Origin of the sequence: uncultured Chryseobacterium sp., from assembly GCF_913776365.1 — a bacterium.
Lineage (GTDB): Bacteria > Bacteroidota > Bacteroidia > Flavobacteriales > Weeksellaceae > Chryseobacterium.
The window spans coordinates 1-25,460 of record NZ_CAJYMO010000250.1 but is presented as its reverse complement, the minus strand read 5'-3'; the positions used below and the strand labels follow the sequence as shown (position 1 = coordinate 25,460).

General features: G+C 42.9%; 20 protein-coding genes and 1 pseudogene. 9 read left to right on the top strand and 12 right to left on the bottom strand.

The annotated features are described in order from the left end of the window. The 4 genes from QZ735_RS12745 to QZ735_RS12730 form a co-directional block, all read right to left on the bottom strand. The gene (locus QZ735_RS12745; protein ID WP_294249066.1) at positions 1-1,317 is read right to left on the bottom strand and encodes a 2TM domain-containing protein; all 1,317 of its coding nucleotides are present in this window, start codon (positions 1,315-1,317) and stop codon (positions 1-3) included. 140 nt (positions 1,318-1,457) lie between these two features. Further along, positions 1,458-2,105, bottom strand: a complete 648-nt coding sequence (locus QZ735_RS12740) for a hypothetical protein (protein ID WP_294249064.1) — start codon at positions 2,103-2,105, stop codon at positions 1,458-1,460. A gap of 44 nt (positions 2,106-2,149) precedes the next feature. Beyond that, positions 2,150-4,366, bottom strand: a complete 2,217-nt coding sequence (locus tag QZ735_RS12735; RefSeq protein WP_294249061.1) for a carboxypeptidase-like regulatory domain-containing protein — start codon at positions 4,364-4,366, stop codon at positions 2,150-2,152. 335 nt (positions 4,367-4,701) lie between these two features. Next, complete coding sequence (locus QZ735_RS12730; protein WP_294249059.1) at positions 4,702-5,604, bottom strand: GyrI-like domain-containing protein; 903 nt, start codon at positions 5,602-5,604, stop codon at positions 4,702-4,704. A gap of 140 nt (positions 5,605-5,744) precedes the next feature. Between QZ735_RS12730 and QZ735_RS12725 the strand changes: the two genes are divergently transcribed. Then, positions 5,745-6,248, top strand: coding sequence for a superoxide dismutase family protein (locus QZ735_RS12725; RefSeq protein WP_294249058.1), 504 nt, complete (start codon positions 5,745-5,747; stop codon positions 6,246-6,248). 225 nt (positions 6,249-6,473) lie between these two features. On the opposite strand, the gene QZ735_RS12720 is transcribed toward QZ735_RS12725, so the two are convergent. Continuing rightward, entirely contained in the window at positions 6,474-8,603 is a 2,130-nt protein-coding gene (locus tag QZ735_RS12720) for a carboxy terminal-processing peptidase (protein ID WP_294249056.1), read from the bottom strand. 199 nt (positions 8,604-8,802) lie between these two features. Next, a complete protein-coding gene (locus QZ735_RS12715) occupies positions 8,803-9,240 on the bottom strand; it encodes a hypothetical protein (protein ID WP_294249054.1) in 438 nt (145 codons plus the stop codon). Between the two features lie 128 nt (positions 9,241-9,368). Here QZ735_RS12715 and surE point away from each other — a divergent pair, with 128 nt between their 5' ends. Then, on the top strand, positions 9,369-10,139 hold the full coding sequence (gene surE / locus QZ735_RS12710; RefSeq protein WP_294249052.1) for a 5'/3'-nucleotidase SurE: 771 nt from the start codon (positions 9,369-9,371) through the stop codon (positions 10,137-10,139). A 206-nt stretch (positions 10,140-10,345) separates the two neighbouring features. On the opposite strand, the gene QZ735_RS12705 is transcribed toward surE, so the two are convergent. The 3 genes from QZ735_RS12705 to QZ735_RS12695 are packed head-to-tail and all read right to left on the bottom strand — an operon-like array spanning position 10,346 to position 12,835. Next, the gene (locus tag QZ735_RS12705; protein WP_294249050.1) at positions 10,346-11,749 is read right to left on the bottom strand and encodes a radical SAM protein; all 1,404 of its coding nucleotides are present in this window, start codon (positions 11,747-11,749) and stop codon (positions 10,346-10,348) included. A gap of 10 nt (positions 11,750-11,759) precedes the next feature. After that, positions 11,760-11,993, bottom strand: a complete 234-nt coding sequence (locus QZ735_RS12700; protein ID WP_294249048.1) for a hypothetical protein — start codon at positions 11,991-11,993, stop codon at positions 11,760-11,762. Then, positions 11,990-12,835 carry a prolipoprotein diacylglyceryl transferase gene (locus QZ735_RS12695; RefSeq protein WP_294249046.1) on the bottom strand — a complete coding sequence of 282 codons (846 nt, stop codon included), beginning with the start codon at positions 12,833-12,835 and terminating at the stop codon, positions 11,990-11,992. Before QZ735_RS12695 ends, QZ735_RS12700 begins: the two co-directional genes overlap by 4 nt. A gap of 66 nt (positions 12,836-12,901) precedes the next feature. Between QZ735_RS12695 and QZ735_RS12690 the strand changes: the two genes are divergently transcribed. Further along, positions 12,902-13,942: a GMP reductase gene (locus QZ735_RS12690; protein WP_294249044.1), complete on the top strand. Its 1,041-nt coding sequence runs from the start codon at positions 12,902-12,904 to the stop codon at positions 13,940-13,942. A 217-nt stretch (positions 13,943-14,159) separates the two neighbouring features. Here the strand turns inward: QZ735_RS12690 and fabG are convergent, their stop codons facing one another. The 3 genes from fabG to QZ735_RS12675 form a co-directional block, all read right to left on the bottom strand. Continuing rightward, positions 14,160-14,903, bottom strand: a complete 744-nt coding sequence (gene fabG, locus QZ735_RS12685; RefSeq protein WP_294249042.1) for a 3-oxoacyl-[acyl-carrier-protein] reductase — start codon at positions 14,901-14,903, stop codon at positions 14,160-14,162. Between the two features lie 385 nt (positions 14,904-15,288). Further along, a complete protein-coding gene (gene rsmI, locus QZ735_RS12680; protein ID WP_294249040.1) occupies positions 15,289-15,963 on the bottom strand; it encodes a 16S rRNA (cytidine(1402)-2'-O)-methyltransferase in 675 nt (224 codons plus the stop codon). A gap of 8 nt (positions 15,964-15,971) precedes the next feature. Next, positions 15,972-17,390, bottom strand: a complete 1,419-nt coding sequence (locus QZ735_RS12675) for a hypothetical protein (protein WP_294249038.1) — start codon at positions 17,388-17,390, stop codon at positions 15,972-15,974. A 61-nt stretch (positions 17,391-17,451) separates the two neighbouring features. Between QZ735_RS12675 and QZ735_RS12670 the strand changes: the two genes are divergently transcribed. The 6 genes and pseudogenes from QZ735_RS12670 to QZ735_RS12645 form a co-directional block, all read left to right on the top strand. Further along, the gene (locus QZ735_RS12670; protein WP_294249036.1) at positions 17,452-18,045 is read left to right on the top strand and encodes a thymidine kinase; all 594 of its coding nucleotides are present in this window, start codon (positions 17,452-17,454) and stop codon (positions 18,043-18,045) included. 121 nt (positions 18,046-18,166) lie between these two features. Further along, entirely contained in the window at positions 18,167-20,614 is a 2,448-nt protein-coding gene (locus tag QZ735_RS12665) for a bifunctional UDP-N-acetylmuramoyl-tripeptide:D-alanyl-D-alanine ligase/alanine racemase (RefSeq protein WP_294249032.1), read from the top strand. 3 nt (positions 20,615-20,617) lie between these two features. Beyond that, a complete protein-coding gene (locus tag QZ735_RS12660; RefSeq protein WP_294249030.1) occupies positions 20,618-22,777 on the top strand; it encodes a patatin-like phospholipase family protein in 2,160 nt (719 codons plus the stop codon). A gap of 7 nt (positions 22,778-22,784) precedes the next feature. Further along, positions 22,785-23,195, top strand: coding sequence for an rRNA maturation RNase YbeY (gene ybeY, locus QZ735_RS12655; protein ID WP_294249028.1), 411 nt, complete (start codon positions 22,785-22,787; stop codon positions 23,193-23,195). A gap of 163 nt (positions 23,196-23,358) precedes the next feature. Continuing rightward, on the top strand, positions 23,359-25,221 hold the full coding sequence (gene mnmG, locus QZ735_RS12650) for a tRNA uridine-5-carboxymethylaminomethyl(34) synthesis enzyme MnmG (RefSeq protein ID WP_294249025.1): 1,863 nt from the start codon (positions 23,359-23,361) through the stop codon (positions 25,219-25,221). 105 nt (positions 25,222-25,326) lie between these two features. Beyond that, positions 25,327-25,460, top strand: a pseudogene (locus QZ735_RS12645) (methyltransferase type 11); the annotation flags it as partial.

Below are 25,460 nucleotides of genomic sequence, written 5' to 3'. Positions count from 1 at the left end.
TTATCGTTTGTTTTGTTTTTCAAGAATCTGCCTGATCTTTTCGTCTTCCCACTTTTTACCGATGGCAAAAACACTCATGCCATGTGCCACCACTCCGATCCCCCAGCCCAGCATCGGGAAAAAGAACCAGATATTTTCAGGAGTTGTGACGAGGTTGATAATGATTAAAAATGGAATGATAATACCATATGAAATCAGGTTGCTGTAGAAGCTTTTTATTTCCTTGACGCGTTTCTGCGCCCTTTCATAGGATTCATTTCTATTTTCCGGTATAACGCTTACCGTACTGGGTTTGGAAGAAAGCACCGGAAGCTTCACTTTGAAGTAGTCTTCCGACTTCTCGATGAAGACGTTGCGCCTGGTAAGCAGCGCATACCGCTGGACGATGTTGGCCAGCCCGATCCCTGAGCTTTCTTTGATCTGCTCGCGTACCTGAAGGTTATTTTCGATACAGAGGGTATCGTTTTCAGAGAAAATTTTTATAACCAGCGGTTTGGATGAAGTCGCAAAATTGTGTTTTATACAGTTTTCCAGCAACAGCTGCAGGCAGAGCGGCACTACAAATTGCCTGTACTCTTCTTTTCTGACCCCGAAAACAAAATCCACGCTGTCTTCAAACCGCGTTTTCAACAGGTCGCAGTAAGTTTTGGCAAACTCCAGTTCATCTTCCACCGTGACAAGCTCTTTATCTTTCTGTTCAAGCACGTACCTGTAAATCTTTGACATGGAGGCAGTAAACTTCTGTGCCTGTCTCGGGTTTTCATCGATCAGCGAGCTCAGGACATTCAGCGAATTGAAAAGGAAATGCGGGTCCAGCTGGTTTTTAAGGCTCTCAAACTGGGCATTGGCCGATTTGGCGATCAGCTTCTGCTCCACCACTTCTTTCCGGGAGGTTTTCTTCAGCTCTTCCATAAATCCTTTGGCATGAAGAAAAGCGGAGATCAGCAGGGCTATATTGATGGTGAACCAATTGATAAAGCCATACTTACCGGAAAAATATTCTTCCGTGGTTACCGCTTTCTGAAATACCACGAAGTTCATATAGTTACAGAAGTATAACATCACCGTATTGGCAATAAGGATGGATATGATGCTGATGACTGCCCTTTTCGTAGTCGCCTCAGACCATGGGAATTTTTTATTGAGGAAATCATTGATAAAGCCGTTTCCTGCTCCCAATACAAACGAATACATAGAACATACCGCCAGATTAAGCATGAAGTTTTCCGGCGTCTTTTCATCCGTAAAGCCAAGGAAAAAGACCATGGAGGTAGCCAGTGATATCCAGCAGAGGGTAATAAGGTTTTTACGTTTCATAACTGATTTTCCTGATCCAAAATTAACCGATTCTCGGTACCGCACCAATTATTTCCGGCTGAATGGTTACTTTTCATGGCTGAAAGGTAAATAAAAAAAACCTTCCGTAAGAGAAGGTTTTTAAAGGAATGTAATGATGATTATTTTTCGGCACTGTTTAAGAAATACTGGGCTTCCGATTTTCCCCAGGTTGGGTCCAATGCTGTTTTCGGTTTAAAAGTATTGAACTTTTCCAGGGCTGCCTTAAAGAGCTCCATCCCTTTCGTCTTGCTTCCGCCGAACTGCTCGGGTGTATAAAAAGTATCTTCAGCCCTGATCAGCGTTACTCTCGGGTTCGAAGGGTCCAGCTGCTCGGCTTTCTGCAGTTCTTCTGCAGCTTTCGACCCGAAAGTCCTGAACCTTTCCATCGGGTTTACCATCATCTTAAGGGAATAGATCATTTTCTGGAGCAGGTGGATCTCGGAATTATCCTGTTGAAGGGACTCGGCCGCATCTACGAATTTCTGGGCCTGGTCTGCCGTTTCTTCCAGGGCCTGGTTGTTGCCGCCCTGCATCTGCGCCCGTCCTTTCTGGATATAGGCAAGTGCTGTATAGTAGCTCGGCTGCCATTTATCTTTCTCCTTATCGGCAATTCTCTGGAAGTCATTCGCCAGCGCCTGGAAATCTTCCGGGGATTTTGAAGTTTCGATCTTACTGATTTTCTCAGCCATTATTTTTTCGTAACCGGACTGGGCATAAGCAGTTAAACCGGTAAAAGCTAAAGCAAAAGTTAAAAGGTATTTTCTCATGATTTCTAAATATTAAATTGTTTTTTACTGTTATTTTTTTCTGATTAAAGATTGTTGTCTATGGCTTCCTGGGTTTTGTCGATCCCGAAACTGATGAGTGCACCGATATAAACAAAAGTCTGGGCTGCCGGCAGAACGGGTGCACTCATCTGGCCGTTGGAAGAAAACCGGTACCCGTAGATATTTTTATTACCCAGCAGGTTATTGATACCGGCTACCAGTATGGTAAATGCTTTGGCATCCTTTTTTCCCAGGTTCGGCAGATAATTGAGGCTGAAGTTCAATGAATTGAAATCTTTCACCTTGCCTTCCGATTTCAGTACATTCTCCCCGTTCTGAGCTATGATATTGTAAAAAGGCCGGCCGGAAGTGTAGGTGTAGGAAAAATTAAAACCTGTCTTCCATGGGGTAACGAACTTCTTTGCCACAAGGGAAATATTGTGCTTTGCAGCAAAGCTCGGATATAATTCTGTAGGATAATTCAGGAATTCCCTTTTACTGTCAAGATAAGAGTATGATATCCAGTAATCTACATTTTTGATACTTTTCTTATCTCTCCACAATACCTCAACGCCTTTTGCAAAACCGTTTCCGTAACCTGGCAGGACGATATTCCGGAAACCTGAAGCTGAAGTTTTTACTAAATTTTTGTAATTTTTATAAAAAGCTTCCATGCGCAGCGTCCTGTTCTCTTCACTCCGCTGGATCTGGAAAATATAATGGGTTGCCTTCTGGAAATCCTGCTTAAAGCTTTGGGTCAGATATTTGGCTTCCGGAGTCTGGTAAAAAATCCCGTAGGCCAGTGAAGTAACCCATTTTTCCGAAAGACGATAGGCGGCTGAAAACCTTGGGGCCAGGTTCCACTGGTTCAGAACACCGGAGTTTTCCGTTCTTATTCCGAAGCTGGCAGAAAAATTGCGCCCGAAAGCCAGATTAGTTTCTGCAAATAAGGCTGAGGTAAAATTATGGACCGTATTTTCCTGCTGCGGCGCATCCAGTACGGAAAATGACGTCTTATCGTTTTCGGAAAGAAGTTCAAACCCTGCTTTTATGTTGCTTACGGCAGCGATCTTTCTCTCGAAGACCGCCCTGCTGTTCCAATACAGGCCTTCCGTATTCATATTGACATTTCCCAATCTGTTTCCTGCATTGATAATGCCTATTTCCAGGTCATTTTTATTGATGCTGAAAGAAGATCCCAGATTCATCAGGTAACGGCCCATTTTCTTTTTATAGGTAAGGCTGTGGAAGGTGTTTTTCCCGTTGACTGCAGGCTGCTGTTCATCATAGTTCTGCTCCAGGCTGGGTTGTGAAACTGTCAGCGAATTGGTATCAAAGCTCCCGTAGTATTTCAGGAATCCGCCTGACTTTGTTTTGATCCGGAAATTCCCGTTGACTGAAACATTTCTTGGTGCTTTTATAAAATCCGTTTCAAAATTCAGGACCTTCGTTACCAGCCCTAAGTCGGAAATGCTGGCATCGATGCCGTAACTGAATGTCTTTTTTTCATTAAGGTGCTGATAGTCGCCACCTAAGGAAAAAGGAAAAAGGCTGAAGGAATAAGAGGTTTCGTCCGGCATATCCACGCTTTCCAGCAACAGGACCGATGACAGCGCCTGGCCATACAATGCGGAATATCCGCCGCTGGAAAACACGCTTCCCTTGAAAATGGAAGTATTGAAACGCTCCCTTCCTGCCAGTCCCGGAACCGAGCTGCTGAAATAGTTGTTGACCAGGTTTCCGTCAATGTAAAACTTGGTTTCGGCTCCTGTGCCGCCTCTTACAAAAAGGCCTTCACTGTCCCCGGCATTCTGGACACCCGGCAGGAACTTATATCCGGTGGTGGTCTGTCCCTGAGAGCCTGCCGTCGTATAAATATCCATCGGTGTTAATGCTGCCGTTGCCCTTTTCCTGTCGCTGGCTTCGATAGATCCTGCGGAGATAACGACCGCATCAATTTCGCCAACCTGCTCCTTCATTTCAGCATCAACCACCAGGTCCTGATCTCCGGCAGGAATATTTTTTTCAACTGTTGTATATTTCGGATGGGTAAAGACAAGGGTATGATCTCCTTTTTCTGAAGTCTCGAAAGAGAAATGCCCGTCTGTACCCGTGGTTGCCCCGTCATATGTATCCTTCAGGGTTACATTTACCGCTCCTATTCCTTTGTTTTTATAGGTCACTCTCCCGGAGATCTTAATCTGTGCAAAGCTTAGGGTTACCAAAAAAAATGAGACGAAAAAGAGTAATTTTGTTGTCATAGTTTCTTTATTACGGTTCAAAAGTAGGCTGAAATTTCAGGGATACTCAATTTTTGTCACCGAACCGTAGATTTTGAATTCCGAACCGTAGATTCCGAGCTATTTTGCCCAGTCAAGATACATTGTATGAGACAGCCTGTCTTTCAGGATGGGAGAATATTCTTTCCATCCTGTTGAAGAAGGCATATCAAACCGGTCATGAATCCGGGGTCCGGTAGTTATTTAAGGGGAAAAAAGATAATGAAATGGCTTCTTCAGAAATAAAGAAGCCAGAGGCAGATTTCATGGATGTACAGAATCATATTCTTACTGAATGTGCCGGAAATCCTGTCCGCTTAACTGACCGGAATGCAGAAATCAACCGTCATTTTGCCTTCGGGATGTTCTTTGAAATTGGTATGGTAGATCTCAAAAGGAAAGGCTTTACGCATGGCATATCCGTTCTCATTCATCCAGATGAACAGTGATACCCAGCACTGTTCAAAATCGTTCAGCGTAACTTCCCCGCTGCCGACTATGTATTTCCCGGCATCAAGGGCTTCCGGAAAAACTTCACCTTCCTGCTTTTCCAGCCGGTCTTTCAAAAGCATACAGGCATGAATCCTTACTTTATCAGGGGGTGTCACTTTAAAGCTGTCGTGATAAACAGAGATCATTTTTACATGATCGTCAGGAAACAGGGCTTTTTCTTTTGCCCAGTCAATCAGGGTGCCATAAGAGGTTTCCACGTTGGCGATTCCCAGGCTCATCACGGCTGCCAGATGCATTTCGGGAAGTTCGGTGACGGTAATGGTTATATTCATATCGGTCCAGTTTAAAAGATTTTCGATATGGCAAAGGTAATCGCTGAAAACCGTGCTGACTTGTCCATTCTTGCTCTGTTCCTGAATGATCCGGTGAAAGCTTTCGGGAACCGATTTCCTGAACCCTGATGGTGAGATGCCATAATAGTTTTTAAAGGTTTTGCTGAAGGCTGAATGGCTGGAAAAACCGGACTGGAGATAAATATCTTTGAGACTGAACTCTTTCCGCAGGGCAAGGTAGAAAGCACTTTTCTCAAGTCTTCTCCGGATGATATACTGCTGTAGCGTTTCGCCGGTCATCAGCCGGAAGATCCTGTGAAAATGGAAAGGGGAATACGCAGCCACCTCCGAAACCTGCTCCAGGGACAGTTCTTCGTCCAGATGATCATCAATATACCGGATCGCTTTTACAATTCTCTTTTTATATTCTTCCAAAATGGTATTTTCTGCAAAAATATCAGGATTTCCAGGAAAATGCTTGTCTTTTGTTGCAGATTGTAAAAAACCGTTGCCGTGATGAAAACTTTCCGGAAAATCTTTTTTAAATTAGCACATAATCACTTAATTATTGATCTATGAAAAGCAAAAGTCTTCTGTTACTTGCCGGATGTGCCCTGTTTGCAGTATCCTGCGGAACCACCAATACCTACCAGGTGATGTCCAAGAGCAATACCCAAACCGGAGGAACGGCAAAATTTACCCAAAAAGGAAACGAGGTCATCATGAAACTTGATGTCACCAATCTTACCCCTGGAATTCACGCCGTACACATTCATGAAAAAGGTGACTGTTCAGCTGCCGACGGAACCTCAACAGGAGGCCACTGGAACCCGGCCAAAGACGATCACGGAAAATGGGGTGCCGAACATTTCCATATGGGCGATATCGGAAACCTTACCGCCGGCCAGGATGGAAATGCCGTATTGACTTTTACCACCGACAAATGGTGCCTGGGATGCACGGATCCTTCTAAAAACATCATCGGGAAAGGCCTGATTATTCATGCCGCTGCCGATGATTTCCATACCCAGCCCACCGGAAATGCCGGAGGACGTGTAGGATGTGTGGAGATTAAGTAATTAACTGACTTACTGTAAAATGAAAATCGCCGAGTCAGTTTAGTGATTTTTATTTTATGACAGAATCTGATCATTTTATCCATCACTTTTATCTGCTATTCCTGTATCTTATGTTGTATGTAATGATCCAGATGTAGAAGTTTCTGAATAAAAGCAGATCGTCATCAAACATAAAAACCGCTGCCTAAAAATAGGCAGCGGTTCTTTTTATGGTTATAGCAATCGTTATGCTTTTACACTCATATCGGCAATGATATTCATGGCCTCCTGCAGATAGGTATCTTTCCGGAGGTTCTTGATCCACATTTCAGATTTTTTCTTGAATGCTTCATCTTTCTTCTCCCTTTCGATTTCGGCCGGATACATCATGAATTTCAGTCCGTTGTCAAACTTCGTCAGCACTTTAAATCTTTCGATCTGGGCTTTCCTCTCTTTCATGATCTCATTGAATTTGTTCATGTTTAAGGTAATGGTTTCCTCTTTGTCCAGTTTTTCTCTCCATTGAGCCGATTCAAGCAACAGCTGGTAATTGCTGTTTTTAGCCATCCTGGATGCGCTCTTGGCTTCCAGTGCCTTTATATTGAAGTAATTCAGCGGCTGGAACTTGGTAGCCGGAATTTTATCCCATGCCAGTGCAAATTCGTCATACCTTTCACCGATTTCCGCATAGGTAAAGAAATCCTTCATCTGAATATCGGAGACAATGCCTTTTCTCTGGGTAGATTCTCCTGTGATCCTGTAGAATTTCTGGATGGTCAGTTTCAGGGATCCGAAATCATCTTCCGTATTCAGGAACCTGTTAAGATCTACGAAAGTCTGTACCGTACCTTTCCCGAAAGACTGCGGGGAACCTATGATCATAGCCCTTCCGTAATCCTGCATCACTCCGGCCAGGATTTCCGATGCCGAGGCAGACAATTCATTCTGCATGATTACCAGCGGGCCTGTCCATACCGGGGTTTCGTTTTTATTTTTTAACGTCTGTATTTTCCCGTTTCCGTCTTTTACCTGAACATAGGGTCCTGCCTGCATAAACAGTCCCATGATATCCCCTACTTCCGTCAGCGATCCTCCGCCATTATTTCTCAGGTCCAGTACGATCCCTTCAATATTCTGACCTTTCAGCTTGATGATTTCATTTTTGATGTCATCCGAAGCATTTCTGCCGTTCGGATTCTCAAAATCAGCATTAAAGCTCGGAAGGTTAATAAATCCGTATTTTTTCCCATTTGGTGAATTTACCACGATGCTTCTTGCGAAAGTATCTTCAATAGCCACCTCTTCACGGATCATGGTCACATCCTTGATGGTTCCGTCTTTTTTCTGTACGGTCAGGGTAACAGGAGTTCCTTTTTCACCTCTGATCAGCCTTACTGCTTCATCAGAAAGCATGCCTACCACATTTACCGCATCTTCTTTCGGCTTGGATTTTACCTTCAGGATTTTATCACCTTCCGAAAGCTGCTTCGACTTCCATGCAGGAGCTCCGATCGTTAAGGCTCCCAGGTAGAGATTCCCTTTTTTCTCCTGGATGATCGCACCGATACCAATTACCTTACCGGTAAAATTAGTATCAAAATCCTCTTTGTCCTTAGGCGAATAATAGTTGGTGTGCGGATCGAAAACTTCTGTATACGCGTTCATGTACACGGTAAACCAATCCATTTTCTTTCTTTTCTTGAACCTTGTAAAGGTCTCTTTGACAAGGTCTTTTACCTCATCCGTTGCTTTTTTCAGCTTCTGGTCCGGGGCAAGCGGCTGGTATTTGATGGTGTCTTTCAGGTTGTATTTCTGAACAGAGTCTTTTTTCTCTTTCTGGGCTTCTTCCTTGCTGTTCATCGATTCAATTTCCTGAAGGATATTGTACTTGATGAACTTCTTCCATTCATTGTACTGTTCCTGTTTATTGGCCGGAACTTTTTTCGATTTCGGCTCGAGGATCAGGGTTTCATCTTCTTCAAGGTTGATCGGCTTGCTGAAAATATCCTGTGTGATTTTATCAATCTCGTCTACCCGCTGGTACAATCTGTCAATGGTAAGCTTATAAAAGGTAAGGTCTCCCTGATTGATGTAATCGTCCAGCTTGGTTTCGTGCTTGCCGAATTCATTCATATCCGACTGTACGAAGTATCTTTTTCCCGGATCCACCAGCTCAAAATAATGCTTGTACACATCCTTTGAATAGGCATCGTTGATCGGTTTCGGGCTGTAATGCAAATATGAAAGTGTATTTTTGACGCTCACCATTATCGTCTGCATCTTTTCGTCATCATTTTTTGGCGAGTTGAAACAAAACATGAGGCTTGTTAATGGAATGAGGAGTAAAAATTTATTCAACTTAAAATTTTTCCACATAAATCTGTACTGTATTTTTATTAATTTTAAAAAAGTATGTAATAAGTAGTCACTTTTTTTATATCGTTACAAACTATCAAATTTAATACCTTATTTACAAATATCAATTACTTTTAAGACATTTTATCAGAATGATGATTTCAATCAATTCTTACTGTTAAAATCAACGGTAAGAAGAAGAAATGATAAAATTAGAAAGCTATGGCTGAAGTTTTCTTGCTTTGTACTTCAGATAATAAATATGGATATAAACCGGTAAAAATACCAGCAGAATGTTCCCTGTTATGATGGATGAATACTTTACTCCGTAGAAAGAGGTAAGAGTAAAGACAACGCAGGTAGCTATGGCAGGGAAAAAGAAAAAATATTCTTTCCGGCTTCCCGCTTTTATCAGAAGATACAACAGGCAGATCAGGCCGAATATTCCATAGGCTACCCAATTCACAACATAGATCAGCGCGTCTTCCTTGTAAGTTTGAGCGGGAGGCGGTGAAAAGAATTCAATATTGATCAGGAAGGTTATGGCCACAAATCCCAGCAAAAAACCGATTACCATTTTATTCACGGTATGGGTTTTAACAAAGAACGGTACCAGCAGTAATACCAAAATACCGGTAACATATAAAAATATTCTCATGGAAATCATCTCAATTAGTTTGCTGCAAAAATGAGTAAAAAATATTAAAAAGTTCAGATAATATTTAAATACAAAGGTTTTTAAAGAAAAGCTTTTAATAGTATATTTGTTAAAATTAAAATACATCTATGGAAAGACCCCTTATTCTGGTAACGAATGACGACGGAATTACAGCACCTGGTATCAGAAATCTTGTCAGTTTTATGAACGAAATCGGGGAAGTTGTGGTGGTGGCACCCAATTCCCCGCAAAGCGGTAAAGGCCATGCTATTACCATCAATTCTACGCTAAGCTATGAAGAAGTACAGCTGGACGGCCCGCAAACCGATTTTTCCTGCAGCGGAACACCGGTAGACTGTGTGAAGATGGCCCTCGATAAAATATTGCCGAGAAGACCGGATATCGTGGTTTCCGGGATCAATCACGGAGCAAATTCTTCCATTAATGTCATTTATTCCGGGACGATGTCGGCTGCGGTAGAAGCAGGCGTGGAAAATCTTCCGGCCATCGGGTTTTCACTCCTGGATTTCAGCTGGGAAGCCGATTTTACCCAGGCCAAAGAATACATTCAGAACATTGTAAAAAGAACACTGGAAAACCCGATGCCGAAGGGTATTGTTCTCAATGTAAACATTCCGAAGCTTGCAAAAGAAGAGATCAAAGGCGTAAAAGTCTGCAAACAGGCCCATGCCAAATGGGAAGAAAGCTTTGATGAAAGGGTAAATCCGCACGGTAAAAAATATTACTGGCTGACCGGTTATTTCAACAACATGGATGAGTCCGAAGATGCCGACGAAACGGCTCTGGCCAACGGATATATCTCCATTGTACCGGTAAAGTTTGACCTTACAGCCTATGAGTACATGAATACGCTGAATGAAGTAATGAAATTTGATTAAATAAGATAAAAGAGGCAGAAATTTCTGCCTCTTTTTCATTTTACACCTGAAAGCTCAAATCCTGAAGTTCCCGTAACCTACGCAAATCCATTATTTTATCGGTGTCTCTCCGGGCTTCAAACAGCAGGAATTTTTTAACGGATTGATTTTTAATTTCCGTAATGCTTCAGCTTCCCATGCCATTACCTGTGATAAAGTGTAATGGATCAGAACAGGACTTTGTCCTCCCTTCTCAATTCTTCCAGGTACTTGCTTTTATCATCCCGGTAAAAGAGGTTCATCGTTTCAAAAGGAATCATCTTCAGGTCTTTATTGACGATATGCACACAGGATTTCTTCACGGCACGGACATCGAAATCATGGGCATCCATAAAGTTCATGATGATGATCCTGAAGAGGTTGTCATAATCCAGATCGGGAGCGGAAACTTCAGGGAGACAGCATAATAACTGATTGACCTTAGGCTGTACTTTATCTACTGAAATGCCCGTACTGAAAATATCCAGCAGCTGCATCTGCAGGCCGGTATCCTGCTCATACACAATGGTATTTCTCGTTTCATTATTCAGCAGGTCAGCAGGATTGATGTATCGTGTTAAAGGAATGGTTTCCCCTTCCAGCTTCAGGATGTAGCCCATGACCAGGGCATCCGGGTTACAGGGGACCGGGATGAGGTCATCGGAATTCAGCAGCGGGAACTGGTTCAGGATTTCCTGTCGTACTTCCGTAAGGGTAATCTTTTCATGGGCAGAATCTTCCCGGTTCCGTCCGGCAATTTCCACCGGCTGGAAAGTAATTCCCCGGACACATCTCTGCTTCAGGGCAAAATCAATGATCTTTCCGATTTCGTCGATGTTCTTATCCTTCTGAAGCACGATAACCAATGTCGTTGAAAGATTCAGGGCGTTGAGTTTCTCCAGCGCTTTCATCCGGACATCAGTAAGATCCTTTCCCCTGAAATCCTGCAGAACTTCCGGCTTGAAGGAATCAAACTGAAGATAAACCTCAAATTCCGGTGCATAGGATGCAAGTCTTTCGGCAAAACCGGGATCATTGGCAATCCGTACACCGTTGGTATTCAGCATCAGGTGTTTGATCGGTTTCGATTTGGCTATATCCATGATCCTGAAGAACTCCGGATGAATCGTGGGCTCGCCTCCGCTGATCTGTACGACATCCGGCTCACCTTCATTTTTTACGATAACATCAAACATGGCCTCTATTTCTTCCAGGCTGCGGTGGCTCCCGTAATGCGGGGAAGACATGGCGTAACAGGTCGGGCAGGTCAGGTTACAACGGTCTGTTACCTCTACAATTGACAGGCAGCTGTGCTGTTCATGGTCTACGCAGAGACCGCAGTCGTAAGGACAGCCATATTCCACTTCCGTTCCGAAATGATGCGGCATTTCAGAAGCTTTGTTATAGTTTCTGATGTTTTTGTAGTAATGGACATCAGAAGCAATCTTGGTTTTAAAAAAACCATGATCCGGGCATCTTTTGGTCATAAAGACCGCTTCTTCCTCAATGATGATTTTGGCACCTACCCTTTTCAGGCATTCCGGACAGAGGCTGATGGTATAATCGTAATAGGTATAATTTCTTACCGGCATAATTTATTTTTTACATTCCTCCGCATAACGCTCCGCTGATCAACCCGCAGATCAGCAGTGAGATCAGCATGGTCTGCCAGAATTGTTTATTCGAAAACTTTCGCTTGCCTCCGCTTTCATAAATAAGCTTGACGAAAACGGTAATGATAAGGGAAACAAATGAAGCGACCCCCAAAATGATCAGAATAATAAAGAAGACAAAGCCTTCCAGGCCTCCGACTTCCAGTAAGGTCAGTGTTTTCATATCTTACTGTATTTTAATCCTATTCTTTTTTTTATGAGATAAAGGTAATAAAAAATAACACACAGGCAGACAAGCTGTATGGTTCCCAGGTTTCCGGCAATTTCTACTCTCGGCTTGATGAAATCCAGCAGGAACCTGAAAGTAAAATAATTCAGCATAAACAGCTGGAAAAGGAAACCCGGAGGCAATGATTTTCTTTGCTGAACTGTTCTCGATACAATCCAGAGCACGACCAGGAAGGCAATTTCATACAAGGCTACCGGATGTCTCCGGTACTGGTCTCCCAGATACATCCCGAATATGGAATGGGTAGGAATTCCATAAGTCTGTTCATGGATTCCGGTAAGGAAACAGCCGATTCTTCCGATGATCATGGCCAGCATCAGCGGATAGACCATAAGGTCACCGGTGCTTTTCTTATGCCCGACGCTCTTTTTGGCAATCTCCACTCCGATCAGCCCGAAAGCAAGACCGCCCACGATGGTATTATTCGTCCAGAATTTCTTAAAATCAAAATGACTGAAAAAAGCATGCGGATTTTCCAGGTTTCCAATTAATTTTGATCCGAAAAGGGCTCCTGCCGTGGCTCCGATCAGCACGGCGGCCGAAACGTTAAAGGAGACTTTTTCATGGGACTTTCTTTTCAGATAAAAATAATACCGCATCCCGAGGAATATTCCTGCCGTTTCAAAGACAGGATGGGCAAGTATGCTTTTTCCGAAAAGGTGAAAGGTGACCGGGAAATCCATAAGTTCAAAAATATCGATTTTCAGGCAATCTCCGGACAAATGCATCATATTTTTCCCGCCCGTATTTCGCAGGGCTCCTCTTAAATAATCCATAAAATTCATTTCACTGTGTCTTCCGTGAGATCTTTTTCTTAATTTTAAGTTATATATTTCCGAATTATGAGAATAGAATATGATATCAAACTGGGATTTAAGGATGTAATGTTCCGTCCGAAACGTTCAACACTGAAATCGCGGTCTGAGGTAGATCTGGAAAGGGAATTCACCTTCCGGCATACAGGAAAGAAATGGAAGGGCACACCGGTTATCGCCGCCAATATGGATACGGTGGGAACATTTGAAATGGCTGCCGAACTGGCTAAGGATAAAATCATTACTGCCATACATAAGCATTATACTCCTGAAGAGTGGACCGCCTTCCTGGAATCGCAGCCGGAAGAAATCCACCAGTATATTGCACTGAGCACCGGAACCGGAAATGCAGACCGCGAAAAGATAAAGGTTATTCTGGAAAAACATCCGGAAATCGCATTTCTCTGCATTGATGTAGCGAATGGTTATTCGGAACATTTCGTGGACTTTGTAAAGCAGGCACGGGCTGATTTTCCGGATAAAATCATCATCGCCGGGAATGTGGTGACCGGTGAAATGGTAGAAGAGCTGCTGCTGGTGGGTGCCGACATCATCAAAGTAGGCATCGGGCCAGGATCCGTATGCACCACACGTGTGAAAACCGGCGTAGGCTATCCCCAGCTTTCAGCCATTATCGAATGTGCGGATGCCGCGCATGGATTGGGAGGCCATATCATTGCAGACGGCGGATGCAAAGTTCCCGGTGATGTGGCCAAGGCTTTCGGAGGCGGTGCCGATTTCGTGATGCTCGGCGGAATGTTCGCCGGACATGATGAAAGCGGCGGGGAAATCATAGAAGAAAACGGGAAAAAATTCAGAATGTTTTATGGAATGAGCTCAAAGATCGCTATGGATAAGCATGCCGGCGGTGTCGCCGAATACAGGGCTTCGGAAGGCAAAACCGTAAAAGTACCCTACAAAGGCCCGGTTGCGGAAACGGTAAGGGATATTCTGGGGGGCGTACGCTCTACCTGTACCTATGTGGGGGCTTCCACTTTGAAAGAACTGTCTAAGCGAACTACTTTTATCCGGGTACAGGAACAGGAAAACCAGGTATTCAACGGATGAACCTCCGGTACAGATGACTAAAATGAAACCTTACTGACAGCCGGTCAGAATACTTCATCTTCATCCTGTACTCTACCAGTTCCTTCGATTACAGTTCCTGCCTGTATGGACTAATAAATAAATATCGGTCTGGAAACATTTTCAATGCATACCAGACCGATATATGATAGAACCGGCAGAAGAGCTTACTTTTCTACCGGTTTTTTTATTGTATTATTTATGTTAATAAGCCTCCGTCGACATTCAGGGTCTGTCCGTTAATATAAGAAGACATATCGCTGCCTAGAAAGATGCATGCGTTGGCTACGTCGGTGGTTTTCCCCAGTTTTTTCATCGGGATGGCATCAGCCCATTTCTGGGTAGCTTTTTCATCCAGGGCAGCAGTCATTTCCGTTTCGATAAAGCCCGGTGCAATGGCATTACAACGGATGTTTCTTGAGCCCAGTTCAAGAGCAACAGACTTGGTAAACCCGATTACTCCGGCCTTGGAAGCAGCATAATTGGCCTGGCCTGCATTTCCGCTGATCCCCACCACGGAAGTCATATTAATAATAGAACCTGACTTTGCCTTCATCATCGGCTTGATTACCGCTTTGGTAAGATTAAATACAGAATCCAGGTTGATTCTCATTACTTTGTCCCAATCTTCTTTCGTCATTCTCAGCAGCAGGTTGTCTTTGGTGATTCCGGCATTGTTTACCACAATATCGATCTGCCCGAACTCGGCAATCACTTCATCAACTAACTTCTGTGCCGCATCAAAATCCGATGCATCAGACTGATACCCTTTAATTTGAGTTACAGAACTTAAAGTGGCTTCCAATTCTTTCGCTTTATCTACAGAGCCGGCATAGGTGAATGCTATTTTTGCACCCTGGTCGGCGTACATTTCAGCAATTCTTTTACCGATTCCTCTTGTAGCTCCCGTAATTAGCGCTACTTTTCCTTCTAATAGTTTCATATGTATGACAATTATTTTCTTTATGACCTCCCGGTTTTGTGAAAACCGGGCTAATATACAGCATTTAAACCGCACCGAAATAAAACGGTGCGCAAAGATATTACAAAATGTTATTCAATACATTTTAAATCATCCTATTAGTAACATTTTGTTGCTGTTTTTTGTCATGGCAACGACTGGAAAGTCAGCCCGGAAAGAAGTTCTCCTGCTCATTCTGTGTTAAATTAATGATCTATACTCAAATTATACAGGTGAATACAGTTCATCCCGGAATTACATCCTATGGTTTCAGGCTTTATTTTTTAAATGCTTCAGACATCCCGGGTGATCGCCGGATCACATCTTTTAAGATAAGGCCGGCAGGTGTAGGGAATGCAAGATGCAATCAGATGGAATTATTGACGATGAGGACAATTTCTCCTTTCAGCGTTTTGCTTTTGGAAAATTCAATAAGTTCCGTAATGGTCCCGCGTTTGGTCTCCTCAAATTTCTTGGAGATTTCACGGCTGAGGCTGGCCCTGGTTCCTTCCCCGAAAAACTCCCTGATCTGTTCCAGGGTTGTATTGATCTTATGCGGGCTTTCATACAGGACAATTGTCCTTTTCTCTTCGGCAAGCTGCTTGAGTTTGGTCTGGCGGCCTTTTTTCTGCGGCAGGAAGCCGGCAAAAAGAAATTCATTGTTCGGAAGGCCGGAAACCACAAGGGAAGGTACAAAAGCTGTTGCTCCGGGCAGGCAGATCATTTCGATCCCATGATCTGATCCTGCTTTAGCCAGCAGGTATCCGGGATCCGAGATACCGGGAGTTCCGGCATCAGTGATGATGGCAACGGTCTGTCCGCTTTTGAGGTCGGCAATCACTTTTTCCGTCGCCTGGTGTTCGTTATGAAGATGATAGGATTTCAGCGGTTTTGAAATCTCAAAATGCTTCAGAAGAATACCCGATGTCCTTGTATCCTCACATAAAATATAGTCCGCTTCCTTCAGTACCTTAATGGCTCTGAAGGTCATGTCTTCAAGGTTCCCGATCGGGGTGGGAACAAAATAGAGAATTCCGCTCAAAATATGATTTATAAAAATTTGTTTTCTACCAATACCCAGAGCCGCTGGGCATATTCATCCACTTTATTCCATTTGTGGGAATAATAGAGATCGCTCAGGTATTCTTTTGCCTCCTCAATGTTCCTGAAAGTATTGAGTTTATCCACTACCGCATTCAGTTCAGCCTGGTCTCCTCCGAACAGCATCTTTGAAAAGGCAATTTTGTCATTGAGGTCCAGCCGGAATTCCGGTTTTTTCTTTTCCGCCTCCATAAATCCGGTCGGGACATTGCTTTTCAGCAGGCTTCCGGCATCCTGAACAGGGCTCTGTATCTCTTCAGTCTGTTTCGTTTCAAAATGGTGGTCATCAAAAAAAGACTGTACGGATTTCAATCCTCTGATACCGGAAAGTCTTATCTTCCTTTCCGGATTCCCGGATTCCCGGATTTCAAAATCCCTGTCCGAAGCAGGACTATCATTTCCATGATCCGGAACCTGTTTTTCAATATCCGTTATCTTTCTTCTGTCATTGATTTCGGCAAGAACGGATGCTTCCTTTTCCTCTGTTGCCGATTCATGTTCCATTGTATGAACCAGAAGGTCTGTACTGGAAGTATCCGTAGCGAATTCTCCCATTTCCAGCGCCCGCGAAGACAGGGAACGGGTTTCATTTTCTTCTTTTTCACTTACCGGATCTTCTAAAGGCCCGTCTCCGAAAATAGCCGGAGCAAGCCGGTTTTTTTCAGGTGACTGATGATCTGCTATCATTCCTGCTTCATACCGCTCCTGAATCCTTTCTTCTTCGTCAAAATTGCTGAAACGGTCTGTCGCACCGGGATCGGAAATCTCATTTTCAAATTCATTGATCTCATTCAGCTGCTTATTGAACAGGACTTCTTCTTCGGTAGCAGCACTGTAGCCGGATGGCCTTAAAGGGCTGGTATCATGTCCGGTATCTTCATTCCGGTAATTTTCTTCACTTCCGGAATCTTCTTGTATTGGCCCGGAATAAGAGGCCGTCTCATCCGGCTCCGGTATTTTTATTTCTGCGTTTTCTTCTGCACTGCTCACCAGCGCTTCGTGAAACTTTTCTTCTACAATCTCATGCAGCTGGTTGTTAAAAATGGCTTCTTCCTCAGGCTGATTTACGGAAAGATCATTTCCCTGCGCATCAATTCCGTTCAGTTCATTATTAAAGACCGCTTCTTCTTCCATGATTTCTTCTCCGGAAATACGCTGCGTACTTCCGGCAGCATAGGAAGGGCTTACGTCTCCGGAATGCTGAAGATTCTTCTCCAGAAGGCGCAGAAATGAAATTCTTTCGGCAAGCTCATCGATAAGCTCTACCCTGCCCAACAGTTCCTCTACACTGCTTATTCTGTCCAGAATACCAATGATATTCTTGGATTCGGAAAAAATTTTCTCCTTTAAATCTTGGATATTCTGCATAGGAAGAATCTTATTAAAATTGCGTACTTTTGATCTTAAAAATATACGGCTAATTTAACAAATGTTTTTAGAAAATACAATTAATCATTCCAAACAAAGCGGCTGGATGGAAGTTATCTGCGGCTCCATGTTTTCCGGCAAAACGGAGGAACTCATCCGCAGGCTGAGAAGAGCGGAAATGGCAGGCCAGCAGGTAGAAATCTATAAGCCAAGACTGGATACGCGCTATTCTGAAGAGGATGTCATTTCCCATAACCAGAATAAAATCCGGAGTACCCCGGTAGACAATCCCAGTGAGATTCTTCTGCTTGCTTCCAACTGTGATGTTGTAGGAATTGATGAAGCCCAGTTTTTTGATGAAGGAATCATTGATATAGCCAACCAACTGGCAAACAGCGGAATACGGGTAGTCATTGCCGGACTCGACATGGATTTCCTGGGCCGCCCTTTTGGACCGATGCCTTATCTGATGGCCATGGCGGAATACGTGACCAAAGTGCACGCCATCTGCAAAAGGACAGGAAACCTGGCCAACTATTCGATGAGAATTTCCCAGGGAAATGATTTGGTGGAGCTGGGAGAGACGGAAAGCTACGAAGCGGTAAGCCGCAGGGTTTTTATAGATGAAGTACTTTCCAGAAAGAAAATTAAGTAACTTAGACCGAATTAACATTGTCCGGTTGAACAGAGCCGGTTTTGCAGAGGCAGAGACTTGGCCTGTTCTGAAATACTGCCGCTGCATCCATGTAAAGTAACAGATTAGCAGAAAGGGACCAATGAATTATACCATCCATCAGATAGCAGAAATTACCAGTGCAGAAATTATCGGAGATGCAGGACTACTCATCAGGAATATTGCTTTTGACAGCAGAATTATTTATTCTACCCGTAATACGGCTTTTATAGCCATCAATACCCATAAAAATTCCGGTGAAAAATTCATTGAAGCAGCCATAGAAAAGGGAATCAGTATTATTATATCAGAACATTACGACCCACGTTTCAAAGGAGTTACCTGGATTATTGTAGAAAATACAGTAACCTTCCTGCAACAACTGGCGGGATATCATTTCAGAAATTCGCATCTGCAATCAATCGGTATTACGGGAAGCAATGGAAAAACCATATTGAAAGAGTGGCTTTACCAATGTCTGTGGAACGAATTCCCGACCGTGAAAAGCCCGAAAAGTTTCAATTCACAGATCGGCCTTCCCCTTTCACTGCTTCAGATCAATCCTGCCCATCAGCTTGGAATTTTTGAAGCCGGGATTTCCGGGCCCGGCGAAATGGAACATCTGGAACATCTGTTTCAACCTCAGATCGGACTGCTTACCCATATCGGTACCGCCCATCTCGCCAATTTTGATTCCGAAGAACATCTGATCGACGAAAAAATCAAACTTTTCAAAAGATCCGGAGTCATTATTTACAACGGAGATAACGTATTGACTGATCATAAATTAAAAGCACTTTATTCAGGTAAAAAATTAATTTCATACGGGCTCAAGCAACACAATGAAGTACATTTTAAAGAACCGTCTTCCAGAGATGAAGATCTTATAGTATGCTATTTCGGGGAAGAAATCTCCTTTCCTGTCCATCAGAGGGACGAAGCTACTTTAACCAATGCCTTGGCTCTTGTAACCGTATTAAAAGAACTGAAGATCGAAAACCACAGGATCGTAGAAAAAATCAATGCGCTGAAAGCAGTGGAAATGCGCCTGGAAGCCATTGAAGGAATCCGGAACAACATTATTATCAATGACTCGTTTAATCTCGATCTGGATTCCCTGAAGACTGCCCTGCAGTTTCTGAATGAATACAATAAGGAAAAAAAGTCCCTTGTTCTGACCGATATGATTGAGGTAAGTTCTGATCTGCAGCATCTGTATGAGGAAGTTGCCGACCTGGTGAACGAACAACATTTCGATTCCGTATTCCTGATCGGCTATAATATATCAAAATACAGTGATTTATTTAAATCTGAAACCCATACTTTCATTGATACTAAAGAACTTATTGACAGCAAGTATCTTACAGAAATTGAAAATCAGATTATCCTTTTAAAGGGGGCCCGGAAATTTGAAATTGAACGGCTAAAAGATATTCTGGAACTCCGGAAACATGATACGGTACTGGAAATTAACCTGAATGCTATCCTGCATAATATCGCCTATCATAAATCATTGCTGAAACCATCCACCCGGATGATGGCCATGGTAAAAGCGAATGCGTATGGTCTGGGAAGCTATGAGATTTCGGAATTTCTTCAGCACCATCACATCGATTACCTTGGAGTAGCCTTTGCAGATGAAGGCGTAGAGCTCAGGAAAAAAGGGATTACGGTTCCCATCATCGTAATGAATCCGGAGCAGCACAGTTATGATACCGTGATCCGTTATAATCTGGAGCCCGAAATTTACAGCTTCAGAGTGCTGGAACTGTTTAATGAAGCGCTTCAGAGATCAGGATATGACCAGAAATACCCTATCCATATCAAACTGGAAACAGGAATGCACCGGCTGGGCTTCAAAACCGGAGAGCTGGATCATTTGGCAGACACCTTGAGAAATAAGAATCTTAAAGTCCAGAGCATCTTCAGTCATCTTTCCTCTTCGGATCTGCCGGATGAGAAAGAATTTACAGCAGCCCAGCTGACGACATTTGAGAACAATTCATCCAGTCTGATCAAGAAACTGGGCTATACTCCCCTGCGGCATATTCTTAATTCTTCGGGAATTACCAATTATACCGCCCATCAGTATGATATGGTACGAATCGGAATCGGTATGCTGGGAGAATCTCCTGCTTCCGGAATACAGAGACAATTGCGTCCGGTGGTAAGTTTTAAAACGGTCATTTCACAGATTTCTGCCATAGAAGCCGGGGAATCCGTCGGCTACAGCAGGCGGTTTAAAGCAGACCAACGGATGAGAATTGCCACTATTCCGGTCGGCTATGCAGACGGTATTCCGAGACTGATCGGAAACCAGGTGGGAAATGTCGGAATCCATAAAACTCTGGCACCCATCGTAGGAAGCATCTGTATGGATATGATGATGGTAAACGTAGACCATATTCCTGATGCCAAAGAAGGCGATCCCGTTACACTTTTCAATGCCTTTCCTGCATTAAAAGAATTTGCAGGATACTGCGGTACCATTACCTATGAAGTATTAACTTCCATTTCACCCCGTGTGAAAAGGATCTACATAAAAGATTAAGCCATGAGAAAATTTCTGTTCCTTCTGTTTGTGATTCTAGTCATCCTGATTCCTGCGCAGGTAAAAAAAGACCTTAAGATCCCTCCGAATCCCAGGATCGGACTTTCCCTGGCCGGTGGCGGAGCAAAAGGTTTTTCCCATGTCGGAGTTCTTAAAGTACTGGATTCACTGGGCGTAAAAATAGACTATATTGCCGGTACCAGCATGGGCGCTATTGTTGGCGGACTATATGCGTCAGGATACTCCGGAAAGGAAATTGAGAAGATCGTGATGGATACCGATTTTTATTCTCTGATTACAGATCCTAAAACCACACGGCAGGAAACCACTTTCTTTAATAAATCCGTAGACAAATACCTGCTTTCCATTCCGCTTAAAAACGGAAAAATTACCCTTCCCTCTTCCATCAGTACCGGCCAGAAAAATGTATATCTTCTGAAAGAACTTTTTAAAAACGTTTCTAATATCAATGATTTTTCAAAGCTTCCCATTCCATTCATGTGCGTTGCAACCAATCTGGAAAGCGGGAATATGGAAATTTTTGAGAAGGGAGATCTGGTACAGTCCATCATGGCAAGTTCTGCTTTCCCTTCTCTGATGGATCCCATAAAAATCGGGGACAGTATTTATATCGACGGTGCCATGTCAGTTAATTATCCTTCAAAACCATTAAAGGATAAAGGGATTGATATCGTCATCGGCGTTGATCTTAATCAGGACCTTTCCAAGCGGGAGGATCTGAACAGCATTATCTCTATCCTGAATCAGGTAATCGATTTCGGGATTAAAAAAGACACCCGGCGTCAATATAAATACACAGACATCAATATCAAGCCCGATCTGAAAGGAATGACCGCTACCAGTTATGATGAAAAGAAAAAAATACTCGACAGCGGCTATACGGAAGGACTAAAATACCTGAAGATCCTGAATGAACTTCCTAAACGGCCTTTTGACCGCCTCCGGCAGCATGTCAACCCTATTTATTCCAATGTATATAAAATAGACAGTGTTTCAATTGACGGCGGAAGGATTTACGGGGAAAATTATGTTCTCGGTAAAATGGCATTGAGGCTTCCTTCCCTGCAAACCTACGGAAGCATTAATAAAAAAATAGACAAGCTTGTTGCTACAAATAATTATAAATTCATCAACTATGATATTGTTACGGAAAATAATACGAATTATCTCAAGCTCTATGTAACGGAAGACGACTCAAGGCATTTTCTGAAATTCGGCCTGCATTACGATGAAATATTCAAAACAGGGCTTCTGCTCAATTATTCTGCCAAGAGATTGCTTTTCAGAAATTCCAATCTTTCACTGGATGTGATCGTAGGTGATAAACCGAGATATTACCTGAATTATTTTGTCGATAACGGATATATTCCCGGATTCGGGCTTTATTCCTCCGGAATGAGCTTTACGCTGAGAAATGTAAACAACGACGATACAGAAAAATGGACATGGCTGAGAAATGAGGCGTATATACAATCTATCTGGAGAGACAAATTTGCAGTAGGCGGAGGAATGAGCCATGACTATTTTGAATCGGAACCTATTGGCGGAAATAAAATTTATAACCGCTTCCTCAATCCGTATGTGTTCCTGAAAAGTGATACCCAGGACGATAAAGACTTCCCTACCCGCGGGATTTACATCAATGCAGAAGGTAAGGTAATCGACCTGATGAAATCGGAAGTTGAAAAAAGACTGGTTCAGGTAAAGGCGGATATCAGGATTAATTTCCCTATTGCGAAACAGTTTGCCTACCGGCTTAATCTGTATGGAGGAATTACCATTGGAGAAGATCTTCCCTCTTTTTACCAATACAGGCTCGGAGGGATATTTGAACAGAATATGGTTAATCTCAAAAGCTTTTCAGGGTTTTATTTCGGACAGCTCAGTACCAATAATGTGATTCTCATCTCCAATGACCTGCAGTTCAAATTCAACAAAAATTACTTCATCAGCGGAAATTTTTCATTCGCTAATTTATCGGATGATCTGAGTTTTGAGGATGCTGTAAAGCTGAACTACAGTTCACTCGGGATTACGGCAGGATATAAATCTCCATTCGGACAGATTAAAATCAATTTCAGCCACTCACTTAAAAACAACCAAAAAGGCATATTCAGTGTTATTCTAGGACACTGGTTTTAAATTTATCATGATACATTTTTTTTACGAAAATCTGCCGGAATCGGTAGCTATAGATTACAAGGCATGGCTGGAAGATATTATTCTTTCGGAAGGAAAAAAGCCGGGCGAAATAAGTTATATCTTTTGTGATGACGAATATCTGCTGAAAGTTAACCAGGATTATTTACAACATGATTACTATACAGACATTATAACTTTCGACTATGTAAAAGGCAGGACCATAAGCGGAGAGATTTTTGTATCTTTGCAGCGCATTTCCGATAACGCCTCTACTCTATCCCGGGAATATGAAGAAGAACTCAGAAGAGTGCTGGCTCATGGTATTCTCCACCTTTCAGGATACAAAGACAAAACCGAAGCGGAAGAGAAAGAAATGCGGGAGAAAGAAGATTTTTATTTAGCCAGGTATCAGCAATAAAAAAACCCAAAGTGCAATCTTTAAAGAAATGACACTTGGATCTGATGGAATGCCGGTTAAACAGACCGCAATACAGGCGATTTAAACCTGTATTTTTAAATAATGTTTCACGTGAAACATTTACATAAAAACTTAAAATTTAAGGCTTAAAACAAGCAATAAAATGATTTCAGAAATATATGACGTCATCGTAGTCGGCGCAGGCCATGCCGGTTGTGAAGCAGCCGCCGCAGCCGCCAACCTGGGTTCAAAAACCCTTTTGATTACAATGAATATGCAGACCATTGGACAGATGAGCTGCAATCCTGCTATGGGAGGAATTGCGAAAGGGCAGATTGTACGTGAAATTGATGCGCTCGGAGGATATTCCGGTATCGTAGCGGATAAATCGGCTATCCAGTTCAAAATGCTGAACCTTTCAAAAGGTCCTGCCATGTGGTCGCCAAGAACACAAAACGACCGGATGCTCTTTGCAGAAGAATGGAGGCTGGCCCTGGAAAATACACCTAATCTTGATTTCTTTCAGGATATGGTAAAACAGCTGATTGTAGAAAACAATAAAGTGACAGGTGTTATCAGCTCGCTGGGAATAGAAATAAAAGGGCGTTCAGTGGTTCTCACCAACGGTACTTTCCTGAACGGGCTCATCCACGTCGGCGACAAACAGCTGGGCGGCGGAAGAATGGGCGAGCCACGCGCTTTCGGAATTACGGAACAACTCGTCTCTCTGGGTTTTGAAGCCGGAAGAATGAAGACCGGTACCCCACCCCGCGTAGATGGACGGAGCCTGGATTATTCCAAAATGGAAGAACAGAAAGGAGACGACCAACCTCAGAAATTCAGTTATCTGGACACTCCGAAATTAACCAGACAGTTGAGTTGCCATATCGTCTATACCAATGAAACCGTACACGATATTTTAAGGGAAGGATTTGACAGGAGCCCGATGTTCAATGGAACCATCCAGAGCCTCGGCCCAAGATATTGCCCGAGCATTGAAGATAAAATTAACCGGTTTGCAGAAAGAAACAGGCATCAGCTTTTCGTAGAACCTGAAGGATGGAGAACGGTAGAAATCTATGTCAACGGATTCAGTTCTTCTTTACCGGAAGATGTTCAGATCAAAGCAATGAAACACATTCCGGGATTTGAAAATGTAAAAGTATTCCGTCCGGGTTATGCCATTGAATATGATTACTTCCCTCCTACCCAGCTCAAGCATACCCTGGAAACGAAATTGGTGGAAAATTTATATTTTGCAGGCCAGATCAACGGGACTACAGGATACGAAGAAGCAGCAGGACAAGGATTGATGGCAGGAATCAATGCACACAATAAAGTACATGAAAAGGATGAATTTATCCTGAACCGTGATGAAGCTTATATCGGAGTACTGATTGACGACCTCATTACAAAGGGCACTGAGGAACCTTACCGGATGTTCACTTCCAGAGCCGAATACAGATTGCTGCTGCGACAGGATAATGCAGATATACGGCTTACGGAAAAATCATTCCAGTTAGGGCTGGCCAGAGAAGAGCGTCTGAGAAAAGTACAGGAAAAAGTTAAAGCCAGTGAAGAACTCGAATCTTTCCTGAAAGAAACTTCTTTAAAACCCGGAATAATAAATCCGATCCTGGAGACCATCGAAAGCAGCCCGGTTGATCAGGCCTTCAGAGCAGCCCAGATCCTGACCCGCCCGAATATGACATTAGAAAAACTGGAAGGAATTGAAGCCATCCGTGAAAAAGTTTCTCATTACGATAGTGAAGTGAAAGAGCAGGCAGAAATCAATATCAAATACAAAGGGTATATTGAGAAGGAAAAAGAAAATGTAGCCAAATTAAACCGGCTTGAAAATATTAAAATCCCTGAAGATTTTGATTTTATGAAAATATCAAGCCTTTCATCAGAAGCGAAACAGAAAATGTCCCGGGTGAAACCTAAAACGATTGCACAGGCAGGCAGGATCAGTGGTGTTTCGCCAGCTGATATTAATGTTTTATTGGTCTATTTAGGGCGTTAAAATGGCTTATGTTTCACGTGAAACATCCGGCCTGTCAAAATTAAAATAAGCTGAAATCCGGGGCTCTGATAAGCTCCGGATTCTGTATTAAACTGAATACAAAAAATGAAAATCAAAGATCATTTTCTTTCGCAGGAAATTTTTGAAATTATAGAAACGGAAACAAAAGGGATATACAGGACCTCTCCTATTCCACCGGATATTTCCAGGTATTATGAAAGTGAAGATTATATTTCCCA

Coding starts and splice junctions, on each gene's coding strand:
- QZ735_RS12700 (WP_294249048.1), bottom strand. CDS start 11,993: ATGAAAACACTGACCTTACTGGAAGTCGGAGGCCTGGAAGGCTTTGTC.
- QZ735_RS12695 (WP_294249046.1), bottom strand. CDS start 12,835: ATGGATTATTTAAGAGGAGCCCTGCGAAATACGGGCGGGAAAAATATG.
- surE (WP_294249052.1), top strand. CDS start 9,369: ATGGAAAGACCCCTTATTCTGGTAACGAATGACGACGGAATTACAGCA.
- QZ735_RS12745 (WP_294249066.1), bottom strand. CDS start 1,317: ATGAAACGTAAAAACCTTATTACCCTCTGCTGGATATCACTGGCTACC.
- QZ735_RS12675 (WP_294249038.1), bottom strand. CDS start 17,390: ATGCAGAATATCCAAGATTTAAAGGAGAAAATTTTTTCCGAATCCAAG.
- QZ735_RS12740 (WP_294249064.1), bottom strand. CDS start 2,105: ATGAGAAAATACCTTTTAACTTTTGCTTTAGCTTTTACCGGTTTAACT.
- fabG (WP_294249042.1), bottom strand. CDS start 14,903: ATGAAACTATTAGAAGGAAAAGTAGCGCTAATTACGGGAGCTACAAGA.
- QZ735_RS12660 (WP_294249030.1), top strand. CDS start 20,618: ATGAGAAAATTTCTGTTCCTTCTGTTTGTGATTCTAGTCATCCTGATT.
- QZ735_RS12665 (WP_294249032.1), top strand. CDS start 18,167: ATGAATTATACCATCCATCAGATAGCAGAAATTACCAGTGCAGAAATT.
- QZ735_RS12725 (WP_294249058.1), top strand. CDS start 5,745: ATGAAAAGCAAAAGTCTTCTGTTACTTGCCGGATGTGCCCTGTTTGCA.
- QZ735_RS12705 (WP_294249050.1), bottom strand. CDS start 11,749: ATGCCGGTAAGAAATTATACCTATTACGATTATACCATCAGCCTCTGT.
- QZ735_RS12720 (WP_294249056.1), bottom strand. CDS start 8,603: ATGTGGAAAAATTTTAAGTTGAATAAATTTTTACTCCTCATTCCATTA.
- QZ735_RS12670 (WP_294249036.1), top strand. CDS start 17,452: ATGTTTTTAGAAAATACAATTAATCATTCCAAACAAAGCGGCTGGATG.
- mnmG (WP_294249025.1), top strand. CDS start 23,359: ATGATTTCAGAAATATATGACGTCATCGTAGTCGGCGCAGGCCATGCC.
- QZ735_RS12715 (WP_294249054.1), bottom strand. CDS start 9,240: ATGAGAATATTTTTATATGTTACCGGTATTTTGGTATTACTGCTGGTA.
- ybeY (WP_294249028.1), top strand. CDS start 22,785: ATGATACATTTTTTTTACGAAAATCTGCCGGAATCGGTAGCTATAGAT.
- QZ735_RS12735 (WP_294249061.1), bottom strand. CDS start 4,366: ATGACAACAAAATTACTCTTTTTCGTCTCATTTTTTTTGGTAACCCTA.
- QZ735_RS12690 (WP_294249044.1), top strand. CDS start 12,902: ATGAGAATAGAATATGATATCAAACTGGGATTTAAGGATGTAATGTTC.